The following is a 15,238-nucleotide window of genomic DNA, read 5'->3' on the forward strand; positions in this document are numbered from 1 at the left end:
CATCAAAGCCAGAAATTGCCCTAGACCAGCACCCGTTCGATGCCGCCGTGGTTGGCCGCCTCCACATACGTGGGCAGCCACTCCTTGCCCAGGATCTGATTGGCCATTTCCACCACGATGTAGTCCGCCTCGAGCAGGCCGTTTTGCAGGTCATTGCCGTAGCGCGAGAGCCCTTGCAGGCAACTCGGGCAGCTGGTGAGTATTTTGACGTTTCCCGCCTCGGCAACGGCACCCGCCTCGCGAAGCTGGGCTTCGCCCTTGCGCAGCTCTTCTTCCTTGCGAAAACGGATCTGCGTGGAAATGTCCGGCCGGGTAACGCCCAGCGTGCCCGACTCACCGCAGCAACGGTCATTCTTGAGCACGTTGTCACCCAGCAGCGCCTTGACGGTCTTCATTGGCTCCTGCAGCTTCATCGGGCTGTGGCAGGGGTCGTGATAGAGGTAGCCAGCGCCGGGCTGGTCGGTGCGCAGGGTGATGCCTTTTTCAAGCAGGTATTCGTGGATGTCGATGATGCGGCAGCCCGGGAATATCTTGTCGAATTCGTAACCCTGCAGCTGGTCATAGCAGGTGCCGCAGCTCACCACCACCGTCTTGATATCCAGGTAGTTCAGCGTGTTGGCGACGCGGTGGAACAGCACCCGGTTGTCGGTGATGATTTTCTCGGCTTTGTCGAACTGGCCGCTGCCGCGCTGCGGATAACCGCAGCAGAGGTAACCCGGCGGCAGCACAGTTTGCACCCCCGCATGCCAGAGCATGGCCTGCGTCGCCAGGCCCACCTGGCTGAAAAGGCGCTCGGAGCCGCAGCCGGGAAAATAAAACACCGCCTCGGTTTCCGACGTGGTGCTCTTGGGGTTGCGAATGATCGGGACGTAGTCCTTGTCTTCGATGTCCAGCAACGCACGTGCGGTCTTCTTGGGCAGGCCGCCCGGCATCTTCTTGTTGATGAAGTGGATCACCTGCTCTTTCACAGGCGCCTTGCCGACCGTGGCCGGCGGCAGCGCCGTCTGCTTGCGTGCCAGCCGGCGCATCAGGTCGTTGGCCAGGCGCTGGGCCTTGAAGCCCACGTCCACCATGGCGCTGCGCATGAACTTGATGGTCTGCGGGCTGGTGGCGTTCAGGAAGATCATGGCGGCAGCGTTGCCGGGCCGGAAAGACTTCTGCCCCATCTTGCGCAGCAGGTTGCGCATGTTCATGGAGACTTCGCCGAAATCGATGTCCACCGGGCAAGGCGTCAGGCACTTGTGGCACACGGTGCAGTGGTCGGCCACGTCTTCGAACTCTTCCCAGTGCTTGATGCTCACGCCGCGCCGGGTCTGCTCTTCATACAGAAAAGCTTCCACCAGCAGCGAGGTGGCCAGAATCTTGTTGCGCGGGCTGTACAGCAGGTTGGCGCGCGGCACATGGGTGGCGCACACCGGTTTGCATTTGCCGCAACGCAGGCAATCCTTCACGCTGTCGGCAATGGCGCCAATGTCCGACTGCTGCATGATCAGCGACTCATGCCCCATCAAGCCGAAGCTGGGGGTATAGGCATTGGTCAAGTCGGCATGCAATATCGGTTTAGCATCGTTTTTGGCCTGAAGACCGCTCCCATCTTGCGCGAGCAGCTCCTGATTTCGTAGCAGCTTGCCTTTGTTGAAGCGCCCTTCCGGATCGACTTTTTGCTTGTATTCGGTAAAGGGCCGCAGCTCTTCGTCGGTCAGGAACTCCAGCTTGGTGATGCCAATGCCGTGTTCGCCCGAGATCACGCCGTCCAGCGAACGAGCCAGCACCATGATGCGCGCCACCGCCACATGCGCGGTCTGCAGCATCTCGTAGTCGTCGCTGTTGACGGGCAGGTTGGTGTGCACGTTACCGTCGCCGGCGTGCATGTGCAGCGCCGCCCAGACACGGCCCTTGAGCACACGCTTGTGGATGGCATTGCATTCTTCGATGATCGGCAAAAACGCGCCGCCCGAGAAAATCGCCTGAAGCTGGGCCCGGATATCGGTTTTCCAGCTGGCGCGCAGCGAATGGTCTTGCAACTGCGGGAACAAGGTCGCTACACCCGCCAGCCAGCCGGACCATAGCGCGCGTACCTCAGCTATCAGCGCCAGCGCCTGGCCCACACGGTCTTCCAGCAGTTCTGCCGAAGGAATATCGTTGGCATCGTCCGATTTGCCCAAAGGCAGGTTGCCCTTGAGGAAAAAAGCCTCCAGCTCGTCGCACAGCCGTATCTTGTTGGCCAGGCTGAGCTCGATATTGATCTGCTCGATGCCGTCGGTATATTCGGCCATGCGGGGCAGCGGAATCACCACGTCTTCATTGATCTTGAAGGCATTGGTGTGCTTGGAGATCGCGGCGGTGCGCTTGCGGTCCAGCCAGAATTTCTTGCGGGCGTCGGGGCTGATGGCGATAAAACCTTCGCCGTGGCGCGAGTTGGCAATGCGCACAACTTCCGAGGTGGCACGCGCCACCACATCGGCGTCGTCGCCGGCAATGTCGCCAAAGAGCACCATCTTCGGCAGGCCGCCGTGCTTTTTCGATTTGGTCGCATAGCCGACCGCCTTCAGGTAGCGGTCGTCCAGGTGTTCCAGCCCCGCCAGGATGGCGCCGCCGCGCTTTTGCTCGGCGAACATGAAATCCTTGATCTCGACGATGCTGGGCACCGCGTCCTTGGCATTGCCGAAAAATTCGAGGCAAACCGTGCGGGTATGTGCCGGCATGCGGTGCACGATCCAGCGCGCGCTGGTGATGAGGCCGTCGCAACCCTCTTTCTGGATGCCGGGCAAGCCGCTGAGGAATTTGTCGGTAACGTCTTTGCCCAGGCCCTCCTTGCGGAAAGTCTTGCCGGGAATATCCAGCCGCTCGGTGCGAATGGGGGTTTTGCCGTCGGCTTGGAAATACTGGAGGTCGAAGCTGGCCATTTCGGCGTCGTGGATCTTGCCGAGGTTGTGACCCACGCGCGTGACTTCCAGCCACTCGGCCTGCGGCGTGACCATGCGCCACGAAGCCAGGTTGTCCAGCGCCGTGCCCCACAGCACGGCCTTCTTGCCGCCCGCGTTCATCGCGATGTTGCCGCCTATGCAGGAGGCTTCGGCAGAGGTCGGGTCGACCGCGAAGACGAAGCCGCCGCGCTCGGCCGCGTCGGCCACACGCTGGGTGACCACGCCGGCTTCAGTCCATACGGTAGCCACTGGCTTGTCAACGCCGGGCAACGAAACCATTTCGACCTCGGTCATGGCTTCGAGTTTTTCGGTATTGATGACAGCCGACTTCCAGGTCAACGGAATCGCCCCGCCGGTGTAGCCGGTGCCGCCACCACGCGGCACGATTGTCAGGCCAAGCTCGATACAGGCCTTGACCAGGCCGGCCATTTCGACTTCAGTGTCGGGCGTGAGCACCACAAAGGGGTATTCGACACGCCAGTCAGTCGCATCGGTGACATGCGACACCCGCGAAAGGCCGTCGAACTTGATGTTGTCCTTGAGGGTCAGCTTGCGCAGCTTGCGTTCCGTCAGGCGGCGAAGGTCGTACATCTCGCTGAAGGAGGTGTAGAAGCGGGCGACGGCGCCGCGAGCGGCGTCCAGCAGTTCGCCCACGATGGCGTCGCGCTGTTGATCTGCATCCGGGGTGCGGCGTTTTTCGACTTCGGTCAGCCGGTGCTGCAAGGCGTCGACCAGCAGCTTGCGCCGCTTGGGGTTGTCCAGCAGGTCGTCCTGCAAATAGGGGTTGCGCTGCACGACCCAGACATCGCCCAGCACTTCATACAGCATGCGCGCGGAGCGGCCGGTGCGGCGCTCGTCGCGCAGACGGTTCAGCAAGTCCCAGGCACGCTCGCCGAGCAGGCGGATGACTACCTCCCGATCGGAAAATGAGGTGTAGTTATAGGGAATCTCGCGGATGCGGGCTTCGCCAGCCTTTGCGTCATCGGCAAAGACGTTCAATTCTTGGAGGGTAGTAGGGGCGTTCATCGTGAAAAGCCAGCGGCTTCGGACCCGTGTCCAGCGCTGTTGCCCTATATTACCGCAGCGCAACATTTACCCGTGGCGCCATGGAAGTCGTATGTGTCCTTATGGAAATCCCGCTTGTCGGGAAGCCCGCAAATCGATTAAATCGCGTGTCACAAACAGTTTTTACACTGTCCCGTTTAACGTGGCGCGCCCCGGTGCGCGTCCAATCCCAGGAGTTTTAATGAAAAACCGTCTCTCAGCATTCGCCTTCGCGGCCCTCGGCCTGTGCGCGCCGCTGGCCAGCCAGGCCCAGACCGAGATCCAGTGGTGGCATTCAATGACGGCCGTCAACGGCGAATGGGTCAATGACCTGGCCAAGCAATTCAATGAGAGCCAGAAGGAATACAAGGTAGTGCCCACCTTCAAGGGCACGTACGATGAGTCCATGACGGCCTCCATCGCGGCCTTCCGCGCCGGCAATGCGCCGCATATCCTTCAGGTTTTTGAAGTGGGCACCGCCACGATGCAGGCCAGCAAGGGAGCCATCGTCCCGGTCGGCAAGATCATGCAGGACGCCGGAGAAAAATTCGATCCGAAAGCCTACATCCCCGCTGTTGCCGGCTACTACACCGCGCCAAACGGCCAGATGTTGAGCTTCCCGTTCAACAGCTCCACCACCATCTTCTATTTCAACAAGGACGCATTCAAGGCTGCGGGCCTGCCGACCGACAAGGCCCCCGTCACCTGGCCTGAAGTCGTCAACGCCGCCGCCAAACTGAAGGCCTCCGGTCACAAATGTCCCTTCACGACCGCCTGGCAGAACTGGACACAGGTGGAAAGTTTCTCGGCCTGGCACAACGTCGAGTTCGCCACCAAAGCCAACGGCCTGCAAGGCATGGATGCGCGCCTGAAGGTGGATTCGCCGCTGCACGTGCGCCACATCGAGAACCTGGCCAACATGGCCAAACAGGGCCTCTTTATCTACAAGGGCCGCGGTAACGTGCCGGAAGCCAGTTTCGTGTCGGGCGAGTGCGCCATGATCAACACGTCTTCGGGCTTTTACGGCAATGTGGCCAAAAACGCCAAGTTCGCCTACGGCCTGGCTCCGCTGCCTTACTACCAGGACGTTCCCGGCGCGCCGCAAAACACCGTCATCGGCGGCGCCAGTCTGTGGGTCATGTCGGGCAAAAAGCCGGCCGAATACAAGGGCGTCGCCAAGTTCTTCAGCTTCATATCCACGCCTGAAGTGCAGTCGGCCAGCCACAAGCGCACCGGTTACCTGCCCGTGACGATGGCATCGTACGACCTGACCGAAAAGTCCGGCTTCTACAAACAGAACCCGGGCACCGACGTCGCGGTGACGCAAATGATCCGCAAGGTCACGGACAAGAGCCGCGGCATCCGTCTGGGCAACTATGTGCAGATTCGCGCGATCGAGGACGAAGAACTCGAGCAGGTCTGGAACGGCAAGAAGACGGCCAAAGAAGCGTTGGGCTCCATCGTCAAGCGCGGCAATGAGCAGCTTGAGCGCTTCCAGAAGGCCAACAAGGGCTGATCGCCCAAGAGACAGAGCAGGCCCGCACGGCGGGCTAAACTCGGCCCGCTGCGCCCTCTCCCCCTCATCGGGGAAGGCCAGGCGGGTTTTTATGTTTTAGCACTCACAGGTTTTTGCCCACCGAAGGCCCTATGGAAAAACGCGTTGTCTTCCGATCCAGCTGGCTGCCCTGGTTGCTGCTGCTGCCGCAAATGGCGGTCATTTTGGTGTTCTTCTTCTGGCCAGCGGCGCAGGCGCTTCTGCAGTCGCTGCAACAGCAAGACCCTTTCGGCACCTCCATCGAATTCGTCGGCCTGGCCAATTTTCGGCAATTGCTGGACGACCCGAGCTATGTGGAGTCGTTCAAGACGACCGCGTTTTTCTCAGTGATGGTGGCCGGCATCGGCATCAGCCTGTCACTGTTGCTGGCGGTGTTTGCCGACCGCATCGTGCGCGGCGGCATGTTCTACAAAACCATGCTCGTGTTGCCCTACGCGGTTGCCCCGGCTGTGGCGGCCGTGCTGTGGGTGTTCATGTTTTCTCCCTCGCTGGGCGTGGTCGCCTACGCGCTGGGCAAGATAGGCATCAACTGGAATCATCTGCTCGACTCCGGCCATGCCATGACGCTGATCGTGATGGCCTCGGTGTGGAAGCAGATTTCTTATAACTTCCTGTTTTTTCTGGCGGGCCTGCAGTCCATACCGAAATCGCTGATCGAGGCCGCTGCGATTGACGGTGCCCGACCCTGGCGCCGCTTCTGGACCATCCAGTTCCCGCTGCTGTCGCCCACCACCTTCTTCCTGCTGGTGATCAACGTGGTCTATGCCTTCTTCGACACGTTTGCCATCGTCGACGCCGCCACGCAGGGCGGGCCAGGCAAGGACACAGCCATCCTGGTCTACAAGGTGTATTACGACGGCTTCAAGGCCATGGACCTGGGCGGCTCGGCTGCGCAGTCGGTCGTGCTGATGGTGATCGTGGTGGCGCTCACCGTCATCCAGTTCCGCTACGTCGAGAAAAAGGTTCAATACTGATGAAAACGATAACAAAAAATACGACGGGAGCCCATCATGGTTGAAAAACGCGGCACGCATGGCATCCTCGCGCATGTGATCGTGATATTGGGCGTCTTCATCGTCGCCTTCCCCCTCTACCTGGCCTTTGTGGCCTCGACCCACACGGCGCAGGAAATCGTGCAGGCGCCCATGCCGATGCTGCCGGGCACCAACATGCTCGACAGCTACAAGGCCGCGCTGTTCGGGCGTGAATCCGCAGCCGGCTCCAACGCACCCGTGGCGCACATGATGTGGGTCAGCTTCGTCACGGCGATGGTGATCGCCATCGGCAAGATCACCATCTCGCTGCTGTCGGCATTTGCCATCGTGTACTTCCGCTTTCCGTTCAAGAAGACCTGCTTCTGGGCCATCTTCGTGACGCTGATGCTGCCGGTGGAGGTGCGCATTCTGCCCACCTACAAGGTGCTGTCGGACTTGAACATGCTCAACACGTATGCAGGCCTCACGGTGCCGCTGATTGCCTCGGCCACGGCAACCTTTTTGTTCCGCCAGTTTTTCCTGACGGTGCCAGAAGAACTGACCGAAGCATCGCGCATGGACGGCGCCAGCCCCATGCGTTTTTTCTTTGACGTGCTGCTTCCGCTGTCGAAGACCTCCATCGCGGCGCTCTTTGTCATCCAGTTCATCTACGGCTGGAACCAGTACCTCTGGCCGCTGCTGGCCACGACCAGTGAAGACATGTACCCGGTGGTCGTTGGCATCAAGCGCATGATCGCCGGCGGCGACGGCCAGAACGAATGGAATGTGGTCATGGCCACCGCGATTCTGGCGATGCTGCCGCCCGCCCTGGTGGTGGTGCTGATGCAGAAATGGTTCGTCAAGGGCCTGGTCGACACCGAGAAATAACAGCTGCAGCCCAGAGCGGCCCAGACTGCCAAGAACAACCAAGACACAACGGAAATACAGACATGGCATCCCTCTCATTCAACAACATCATCAAGCGCTACGGCTCCGGCAAAGACATGCTGCAGGTTTTGCACGGCGTGAACGCCGAGATCAATGACCACGAGTTCATCGTCATCGTCGGGCCCTCTGGCTGCGGCAAGTCCACCCTGCTGCGCATGGTGGCCGGGCTGGAAGAAGTCAGCGACGGGCAAATCTCCATCGGCGGCAAGGTCGTCAACGAGCTGGAGCCTTCGGAGCGGGACATCGCCATGGTGTTCCAGAACTACGCGCTTTACCCGCACATGAGCGTGTTCGACAACATGGCTTACGGCCTGAAGATCGCCAAAGTGCCCAAGGACGAAATCAAGACGCGCGTCGACAAGGCCGCCAAGATCCTCGAGCTGGGCCACCTGCTGGACCGCAAGCCCCGCGCGCTCTCGGGCGGGCAGCGCCAGCGCGTGGCCATGGGCCGCGCCATCGTGCGCCAGCCACAGGTGTTTTTGTTTGACGAGCCGCTGTCCAATCTGGACGCCAAGCTGCGCGTGCAGACCCGCCTGGAGATCCAGAAGTTGCACCGCGAACTCGGCATCACCTCGCTTTTCGTCACCCACGACCAGGTCGAGGCCATGACACTGGCCCAGCGCATGATGGTGATGAACGCCGGCCGCATGGAGCAGTTCGGCACGCCCGAAGAGGTTTACAACCGGCCGGCTACCACCTTTGTGGCCAGCTTCATGGGCTCGCCGCCCATGAATTTGCTCAAGCAGGCGCCGAACACCGATTTCGGCGGCAAGCCCGGCGCCATTCTGGGCATACGGCCTGAACACTTGACGGTGGGCACCACGGGTTGGCCCGTGCAGGTCGACACGATTGAAATGCTGGGCGCCGAGCGCCTGCTGTACTGCCGCATGGGCAGCGAAGCCATCATCGTGCGCACCGACGAAAGCCTGTCAATCGCGCCCGAGATCGGCGCGACCATCCATGTCACGCCGCGCGCAGATCGCCTGCACTGGTTTGACTCGGAAACGGGCAAACGGATCTAATTTCCGGCTTTCGTCTCGTCTCCACAGGTCCTGAGCACACCCATGACAAACCCCGTATCAGCTGCCAACTGGCCCTACCCGCGCTGGGTAGCGCATCGCGGCGCCGGCAAGCTGGCGCCCGAAAACACCCTGGCCTCCTTCATGCTGGGCGCCAGCCATGGCTACCGCATGTTCGAGTGCGACGTGAAACTGAGCGCCGACGACGTTCCCTTTTTGCTGCACGACGCCACGCTGGAGCGCACCAGCAACGGCAAAGGTGTGGCTGGCGAGTTGAGCTGGGAGGCGCTGGCCAAGCTTGACGCCGGCGGCTGGCATTCCCCGGCGTTTGCCGCGGAGGGCCTCGCCAGCTTTGAGCGCATCGCCCGCTTTTGCCTGGACAAGGGCTACTTCCTCAATATCGAGATCAAGCCCACACCGGGCATCGAGAGTCACACCGGCACTGTGGTGGCCAACGAAGCGGCCCGGCTGTGGCAGGACCAAGCCATTCCCCCACTGCTGACGTCCTTCCAGCCGCTGTCCCTTGAGGCGGCCAGGCGCGCCCAGCCGCAGTTGCCACGCGGCCTGCTGCTCGACCAACTCCCGGCCAACTGGCTGGAAACGGCGACCGGCCTGGACTGCGTGGCCATCGTCTGCAACCACAAGCTCTGGAACGCCGATACGGTGGCCCAGGCCAAAAAAGCCGGGTTCAAGTTGCTGAGCTATACGGTGAATGACGAAGCGAACGTGCAGCGGCTGCTGGCCCTGGGCACCGACGGCATCATCACGGACGCAGTGAACGTCTTCAAGCCCGATTTGTAGTCGGTATTCGAAGGGACTTTAGAAATTCAATTACCGGATGCAGGGCAAGGCGCACGGAGCGCAGGACACCGGAATGCACTTGGGTGCATGAGGATTCCGAGCACCGCGCAACGCAGCCATGCGCCCGGCCATTGGATTTACAAGCCCCTTCAGGCCCGCCAGGCGCCCAGCAAAACCCACTGGCAGACGGCCGCGCCGACCACCATGGCGGCATACGTCAGCATCTTCCCGTCATGGCCGAAGAACACCAGCCCGGCCACCAGCACCACCACGTTTACTACAAAAACAATAGCTGCTTGCGCATACCAGGTCTGGGCTAAAGGCATTTTTGATCTAAATAATCCACCCATAAGCTGAGTTGCCAACACCAGCAGCAGGGCCACCGCGGCGGCCGGCAGGACAAGATTGAGCAGGTGATTGGCCAGCAGGTAAAAGGTCATGCGCGTAGGGGTAGTTAAAAACTCGCCTGGCTTCAGAGCAGATCCAGAACAAGCTTCAAAACGGCCAAAAAAAGGACTATCAGGGCGATTGTCCGGCCTTTGTACCGGCCTGACCGCTTCAATTTTATAATCGAAGGATGTCAGTCTGGGCCCTTGGGCTAAACCACAACACCGCACCGCTCGATTTGCGCGGCCGGTTCGCCTACGCCCTGGACCAGGTCGAGCCCACTTTGCGCGGTTTGCGCGAGTCCCTGGCCCGCCAGCCCGAGGCCACGCTGCTCTCTACCTGCAATCGCACTGAAATCTACTGCGCTGGCGAAAAGAACGACCTGGACCACACGCTGGACTGGCTGGCACACAACGGCGGCGTCTCGCCCGCCCTGCTGCGCTCACATGCCTATACCCTGCACGACGATGCAGCGGCCCGTCATGCGTTTCGCGTGGCCAGCGGGCTCGATTCCATGGTGCTGGGCGAACCGCAAATTCTGGGCCAGATGAAAGACGCCGTGCGCGCCGCCGAAGACGCAGGCGCCATGGGCACCACCCTGCACCAGCTCTTTCAGCGCTCCTTTGCCGTGGCCAAGGAAGTGCGCAGCAGCACCGAAATCGGCGCGCACAGCATCAGCATGGCAGCGGCCAGCGTGCGGCTGGCCGGCCAGCTGTTTGAAGATTTGAGCGACATCAAAGTGCTGTTTGTCGGCGCCGGCGAGATGATCGACCTGGCGGCCACCCACTTTGCCGCCAAAAACCCCAAAGCCATGGCAATCGCCAACCGCACGCTGGAGCGCGGCGAGAAGCTGGCCGGCCGCTTCGGCGCCGAGGTGATGCGCCTGGCCGATTTGCCCAGCCGCCTGCATGAGTTCGACGCCGTGATCAGCTGCACCGCCAGCACGCTGCCCATCATCGGCCTGGGCGCGGTCGAGCGCGCCGTCAAGCTGCGCAAACATCGCCCGATGTTCATGGTCGACCTGGCCGTGCCGCGCGACATCGAACCCGAAGTCAAGGCGCTGCCCGACATCTACCTCTACACGGTGGACGACCTGGCCCACGTGGTGCAGACCGGCAAGGACAACCGCAAGGCCGCCGTGGCGCAGGCCGAGGTCATCATCGACGCCGGTGTGCAGAACTTCATGCACTGGCTGGGCCAGCGCCGCAGCGTGCCGCTGATCCAGCAGCTCAATGCGCAGACCGACGAGTGGCGCGCTGCCGAAATCGTGCGAGCAAAAAAGCTGCTGGCCCGGGGCGAGCCCATCGACACGGTGCTGGACGCACTGACCCGCGGCCTCACCCAGAAAATGCTGCACGGCGCGCTGGCCGAGCTGCATGCGGGCGACGCCAACAGCCGCGAAGCCACGGCACAGACCGTATCCAGGCTGTTTTTGCGCGGCCAGCTGCCCAAAATCCAGTCCGACGACAAAGAGCGTTAGCGGCCGCCAACGCACTGACTTCCTGTGCCGGCGCAAGCCGGTGGCTCCGCTGGCGGAGCGTCGTTGTTGACGGCCTTCTGGCCCCCTTTTTCCAGTCCTCCATTTCCATGAAACCTTTTCTTCGCCAAACCCTGGACCGCCAGCTGCTGCGGCTGCACGAGCTGGACGCATTGCTGTCTGCCAGCGACGTGGTCAGCGACCTGGACCGCTTCCGTTCGCTGACCCGGGAGCACGCCGAAGCCAGCGTGATCGCCGACCAGTACTTGCGGCTCACCAGTCGCGAGGCCGACCTCAGCAGTGCTGAAGGCATGCTGGCTGAAGCCAAAGATGACCCGGAAATGGCTGCGATGGCGGAGGAAGAAATCGCCGCGGCCAAAGCCGATATCGCGCAGATCGACGAGGCCCTGCAGCTGATGCTGATTCCGAAGGACCCGGACGACGCGCGCGCGGCTTTCATCGAAATCCGGGCCGGCACCGGGGGGGATGAATCGGCGCTGTTTGCAGGTGACCTGTTCCGCATGTACACCCGCTTTGCCGAACGCAACCGCTGGCAAGTGGAAATCATCAGTGAATCCTCCAGCGAACTGGGTGGCTACAAGGAAGTCGTGCTGCGCATTGACGGCGCCACGGATTCCCTGGGCGTCGGCGTGTATGGCAAGCTGCGCTTTGAGTCGGGCGGTCACCGTGTGCAGCGCGTTCCCGCCACTGAAACGCAAGGCCGCATCCATACCAGCGCCTGCACGGTGGCCGTGATGCCGGAGCCCGACGAAGCCGTGGCCATCCAGATCAACCCAGCCGACCTGCGCATCGATACCTACCGCGCCAGCGGCGCCGGCGGCCAGCACATCAACAAGACGGATTCGGCCGTGCGCATCACGCACATCCCGACCGGTATCGTCGCGGAATGCCAGGAAGGGCGAAGCCAGCACAGCAATAAGGCCCAGGCGCTCAAGGTACTCACCGCACGCATCCACGAAAAAGACCGCTCCGAGCGCGCCGCCAAGGACGCAGCCCTGCGCAAGGGGCTGGTGGGCACGGGCGACCGCAGCGACCGCATCCGCACCTACAACTTCCCGCAGGGGCGGCTGACCGACCACCGCATCAACCTGACGCTGTACAAGCTCCTGGCCATCATGGAAGGCGACCTGGGCGATGTGGTCACGGCCCTGCAGGTGGCGCGCGGCGCCGAGCTGCTGGCGGAGCTCGAGACCGCCAACAATGGCGCCTGAACATCAGAAGTTGAATAACAAAAAAGGCCTCTAGCCCAATCAGGATGTGCGCAAGCAGCTACTATTTTCATAGCACTTCAAGGAGGTTCAGTTGAGCGGACTTACCTGCGCGCAAGCCCTGGCTGCCGCTCAGGCATTGGGGCTGGACCGCCTGGATGCCCAGTTGTTATTGCTGCATGCGCTGGGCAAACCGGAGCATGCCCGCGCCTGGCTGCTGGCCCACGATACGGACGAACTGGCAGAAGATGTCGCGCAGCGTTTCCAGGCGCTGTGCCTGCGCCGCGCCAGCGGAGAACCGCTGGCTTACATCGTAGGCAGCAAGGAGTTTTTCGGCCTGACGCTTCAGGTGGATGCCCGTGTGCTGGTGCCGCGCCCCGACACCGAAACGCTGGTGAGCTGGGCGCTTGAGCTGCTGCAGGCCCCCGGCACGCCGCCAGAGCCGGGAATTCTGGACCTTGGCACCGGCAGCGGGGCCATTGCCCTGGCCATTGCCCACAGCCTGCAGACAACCGGCCGTCAGGGCCGCGTGACAGCCGTAGATGTGAGTGCATACTCACTCGATGTCGCCAGAGGCAATGCGGCCCGCCTGAACCTGGATATCGATTTCATTCAAAGTCACTGGCTGCGGGAAGTCAGCGGGCACCTTCACCTGATCGTGAGCAACCCGCCCTACATTGCCAGCGCTGACCCACATCTGGCTGCCCTGGTTCACGAGCCCCTGGCAGCCTTGACCGCCGGCCCGGACGGGCTGGAGGACATCCGGGAGATCACCCGGGAGGCGCCCGCCAGCCTGCTGCCAGGCGGCTGGCTGCTGCTGGAGCATGGCTACGACCAGGCTGAAGCCGCGCGGTCACTGCTGGCGCAGGAGGGCTTTGTACAGGTTCAGAGCCGGCGGGACCTGGCGGGCATTGAACGCTGCTCTGGCGGGCTGTGGCCGGGCGAACGATGAATCCACACGGGAAATCAAACGGCAGGATAATCGGCAGGTTGAATTCTGGTTTCCAGATTCCATGTGTTTGAAACAGCCTCGCCGAAGCGCATTTTTCGGCCCGGCACGGGCGCTTCGGCCCACACCCCAAAAGGATTCACCATGAGCACTACAGACCCTACCCAGCAACGCATCGCCGAAATCGTCAAATCGAGCGATGTGGTCCTTTTCATGAAAGGCACGGCCCAATTCCCGATGTGCGGTTTTTCCGGCCGTGCCATCCAGGTGCTGAAGGCCTGCGGCGTGAACAAGCCCGCCACCGTGAACGTGCTGGAAGATGAGGAAATCCGCCACGGCATCAAGGAGTTCAGCAACTGGCCAACTATTCCACAGCTCTACGTGAAAGGCGAATTCATCGGCGGCTCGGACATCATGATGGAGATGTACCAGAACGGCGAGCTGCAACAGGTGCTGGGAACCCCCACCACCAACTGAGCATTGCAGGCGTTGTGCCGGCTTCGCACCGGCGCCATCGATGGATCAGCGCGTGTAGCCCGCGCAGGCGCCTGCATCTACCGCGCCCTTGCATTCGCGTTTGAGCCGGACATCGCGCTGGCCGGCTGTCTCGCCGGACCCTGAGATGAATTTGACTTTGCCGCCTGAATTTACCGCACCGGATTGAGCGGCGGTCTTCCTGGTTTTTTTGGCCTTGGCGGGCTTTACCCCATCCTGGGCCGATTGAGCCTGCACATTACCGCCCAGCAGCGCCATGGCCAAAACGGCAGCCAGCGCATTGCAAAAATTCCTGTTCATACTTTTTCCTCCCTTTTTATTCTTTCGCAAACGCAGGTGACACCGCGTTTCGCCTCAAGCTTTATTGCAGCTTGGGGTCTCCAAATTGTTCATCATCCGGTGGCACATCCGCCGGCAGGCGGAACCCTTCGCTGGCCCAGGCGCCCAAGTCTATGTTCTTGCAACGCTCGCTGCAAAATGGGCGAAAAGGGTTGCTGGGTGCGTAAATGCTTTCACCGCCGCAGCCAGGACATATGACCCGTTTGAGAGGCGGAGAATCTTTCTTCATCGCAGGCATGTTTGTAGACAGGTCTGGGGATCAATCGGGTGTGATGGCGATGAGGCAGCAAGTCCTGAAATCAGGAGCAAAGCGTCAGCTCAAACGCAGAATCTTCGGTGCTGGCGTGCAGCCGGTCGTCACTGCCGTGGCGCATGAGGCGCACCGACACAATCAGCCGGTTACCGCTGATTTCGGGAATCAACCCCAGAGCCGGGTCTATCCGCAGGCGCAACAGCTGAAAGGTGCGCCCCTGCGGCAACGTCTGCTGGTATTGCCCGCCGGGCGCCACCACTTTTTGAGGCGCCCCGGAGTCACGCAACAGCGTTAGCAGTACACGTATGGATTCGGCCAGCGGCACCAGCGGCGTGATCCAGCGCTGCAGGTCTTGCTGGCGTGTTTCGGTGTCAAGGTGCTGCCACGCATAGTAGGCCGGCAAATCAAACTCACAGGTCCCGCCCGGGATGCCGACACGGCTGCGAATGCTCATCAGCCAGTCGTTCTCCGTCAGGGAATGACCGGCTTTGCCCGGCAGGTTGTTCAAGGCGGAAAAACAGCCCTCAAGCTGGCCGGTCACCTCGTCCAGAACGGCTTCGGAAATGGCCGGGTTGCCGCGGTAGCCGTTGAGGACATGTTTTTGTTTCTCAAGGTCCTTGAGCACATCGGTCTTCAGGTCGGCACGCGCGCCGACATCCATGATTTCAAAAATGGTCGTGATCGCGTAATGATGATCCGTCGGGCTCTCACGCTCCACCAATTCACCGAGACGGCGAAACAGGTGTTCAAGTCGCAGATAAGTGCGTATGCGTTCGTGAAAAGGATACTCGTAAAGGATCACAGCGCTAGATTTCGTCGGCTTTAAATGAGGAGGTTTGTT

At 61.4% G+C, this 15,238-nt stretch carries 14 protein-coding genes; 9 read left to right on the forward strand and 5 right to left on the reverse strand.

Annotated features, from left to right (window positions below; genetic code table 11):
• Positions 1 to 20 precede the first annotated feature (20 nt).
• The gene (locus tag AC1DWQ_RS11870; RefSeq protein ID WP_477669823.1) at positions 21 to 3,953 is read right to left on the reverse strand and encodes a DUF3683 domain-containing protein; all 3,933 of its coding nucleotides are present in this window, start codon (positions 3,951 to 3,953) and stop codon (positions 21 to 23) included.
• Between the two features lie 220 nt (positions 3,954 to 4,173).
• On the opposite strand from AC1DWQ_RS11870, the gene ugpB reads away from it, so the two are divergent.
• The 5 genes from ugpB to ugpQ all read left to right on the forward strand — a co-directional run bounded on the left by ugpB (position 4,174) and on the right by ugpQ (position 9,268).
• Entirely contained in the window at positions 4,174 to 5,487 is a 1,314-nt protein-coding gene (ugpB, locus tag AC1DWQ_RS11875) for a sn-glycerol-3-phosphate ABC transporter substrate-binding protein UgpB (protein ID WP_457279661.1), read from the forward strand.
• A gap of 131 nt (positions 5,488 to 5,618) precedes the next feature.
• Positions 5,619 to 6,500 carry a sn-glycerol-3-phosphate ABC transporter permease UgpA gene (gene ugpA, locus AC1DWQ_RS11880; RefSeq protein WP_477669824.1) on the forward strand — a complete coding sequence of 294 codons (882 nt, stop codon included), beginning with the start codon at positions 5,619 to 5,621 and terminating at the stop codon, positions 6,498 to 6,500.
• A gap of 36 nt (positions 6,501 to 6,536) precedes the next feature.
• Entirely contained in the window at positions 6,537 to 7,388 is an 852-nt protein-coding gene (gene ugpE, locus AC1DWQ_RS11885; RefSeq protein ID WP_477669825.1) for a sn-glycerol-3-phosphate ABC transporter permease UgpE, read from the forward strand.
• A gap of 62 nt (positions 7,389 to 7,450) precedes the next feature.
• Positions 7,451 to 8,470 carry a sn-glycerol-3-phosphate import ATP-binding protein UgpC gene (locus AC1DWQ_RS11890; RefSeq protein ID WP_477669826.1) on the forward strand — a complete coding sequence of 340 codons (1,020 nt, stop codon included), beginning with the start codon at positions 7,451 to 7,453 and terminating at the stop codon, positions 8,468 to 8,470.
• Positions 8,471 to 8,512: 42 nt separating this feature from the next.
• Positions 8,513 to 9,268, forward strand: coding sequence for a glycerophosphodiester phosphodiesterase (gene ugpQ / locus AC1DWQ_RS11895; protein ID WP_477669827.1), 756 nt, complete (start codon positions 8,513 to 8,515; stop codon positions 9,266 to 9,268).
• Between the two features lie 149 nt (positions 9,269 to 9,417).
• Here ugpQ and AC1DWQ_RS11900 read toward each other — a convergent pair whose 3' ends face one another.
• Complete coding sequence (locus AC1DWQ_RS11900; protein ID WP_477669828.1) at positions 9,418 to 9,708, reverse strand: hypothetical protein; 291 nt, start codon at positions 9,706 to 9,708, stop codon at positions 9,418 to 9,420.
• Between the two features lie 137 nt (positions 9,709 to 9,845).
• Here AC1DWQ_RS11900 and hemA point away from each other — a divergent pair, with 137 nt between their 5' ends.
• The 4 genes from hemA to grxD all read left to right on the forward strand — a co-directional run bounded on the left by hemA (position 9,846) and on the right by grxD (position 13,787).
• A complete protein-coding gene (hemA, locus tag AC1DWQ_RS11905) occupies positions 9,846 to 11,135 on the forward strand; it encodes a glutamyl-tRNA reductase (protein WP_477669829.1) in 1,290 nt (429 codons plus the stop codon).
• 107 nt (positions 11,136 to 11,242) lie between these two features.
• A complete protein-coding gene (gene prfA, locus AC1DWQ_RS11910; RefSeq protein ID WP_477669830.1) occupies positions 11,243 to 12,364 on the forward strand; it encodes a peptide chain release factor 1 in 1,122 nt (373 codons plus the stop codon).
• Positions 12,365 to 12,455: 91 nt separating this feature from the next.
• Positions 12,456 to 13,313 carry a peptide chain release factor N(5)-glutamine methyltransferase gene (gene prmC, locus AC1DWQ_RS11915; RefSeq protein ID WP_477669831.1) on the forward strand — a complete coding sequence of 286 codons (858 nt, stop codon included), beginning with the start codon at positions 12,456 to 12,458 and terminating at the stop codon, positions 13,311 to 13,313.
• A gap of 141 nt (positions 13,314 to 13,454) precedes the next feature.
• Positions 13,455 to 13,787, forward strand: a complete 333-nt coding sequence (gene grxD, locus AC1DWQ_RS11920) for a Grx4 family monothiol glutaredoxin (protein WP_457279670.1) — start codon at positions 13,455 to 13,457, stop codon at positions 13,785 to 13,787.
• Between the two features lie 45 nt (positions 13,788 to 13,832).
• Here grxD and AC1DWQ_RS11925 read toward each other — a convergent pair whose 3' ends face one another.
• The 3 genes from AC1DWQ_RS11925 to zapD all read right to left on the reverse strand — a co-directional run bounded on the left by AC1DWQ_RS11925 (position 13,833) and on the right by zapD (position 15,199).
• On the reverse strand, positions 13,833 to 14,105 hold the full coding sequence (locus AC1DWQ_RS11925; RefSeq protein ID WP_477669832.1) for a hypothetical protein: 273 nt from the start codon (positions 14,103 to 14,105) through the stop codon (positions 13,833 to 13,835).
• A 61-nt stretch (positions 14,106 to 14,166) separates the two neighbouring features.
• Positions 14,167 to 14,373, reverse strand: a complete 207-nt coding sequence (locus AC1DWQ_RS11930; protein ID WP_477670207.1) for a DNA gyrase inhibitor YacG — start codon at positions 14,371 to 14,373, stop codon at positions 14,167 to 14,169.
• A 70-nt stretch (positions 14,374 to 14,443) separates the two neighbouring features.
• Positions 14,444 to 15,199, reverse strand: coding sequence for a cell division protein ZapD (zapD, locus tag AC1DWQ_RS11935; RefSeq protein WP_457279673.1), 756 nt, complete (start codon positions 15,197 to 15,199; stop codon positions 14,444 to 14,446).
• Between the last annotated feature and the right edge of the window lie 39 nt (positions 15,200 to 15,238).

The sequence above is a fragment of the Polaromonas sp. P2_G11 genome, from assembly GCF_056403595.1.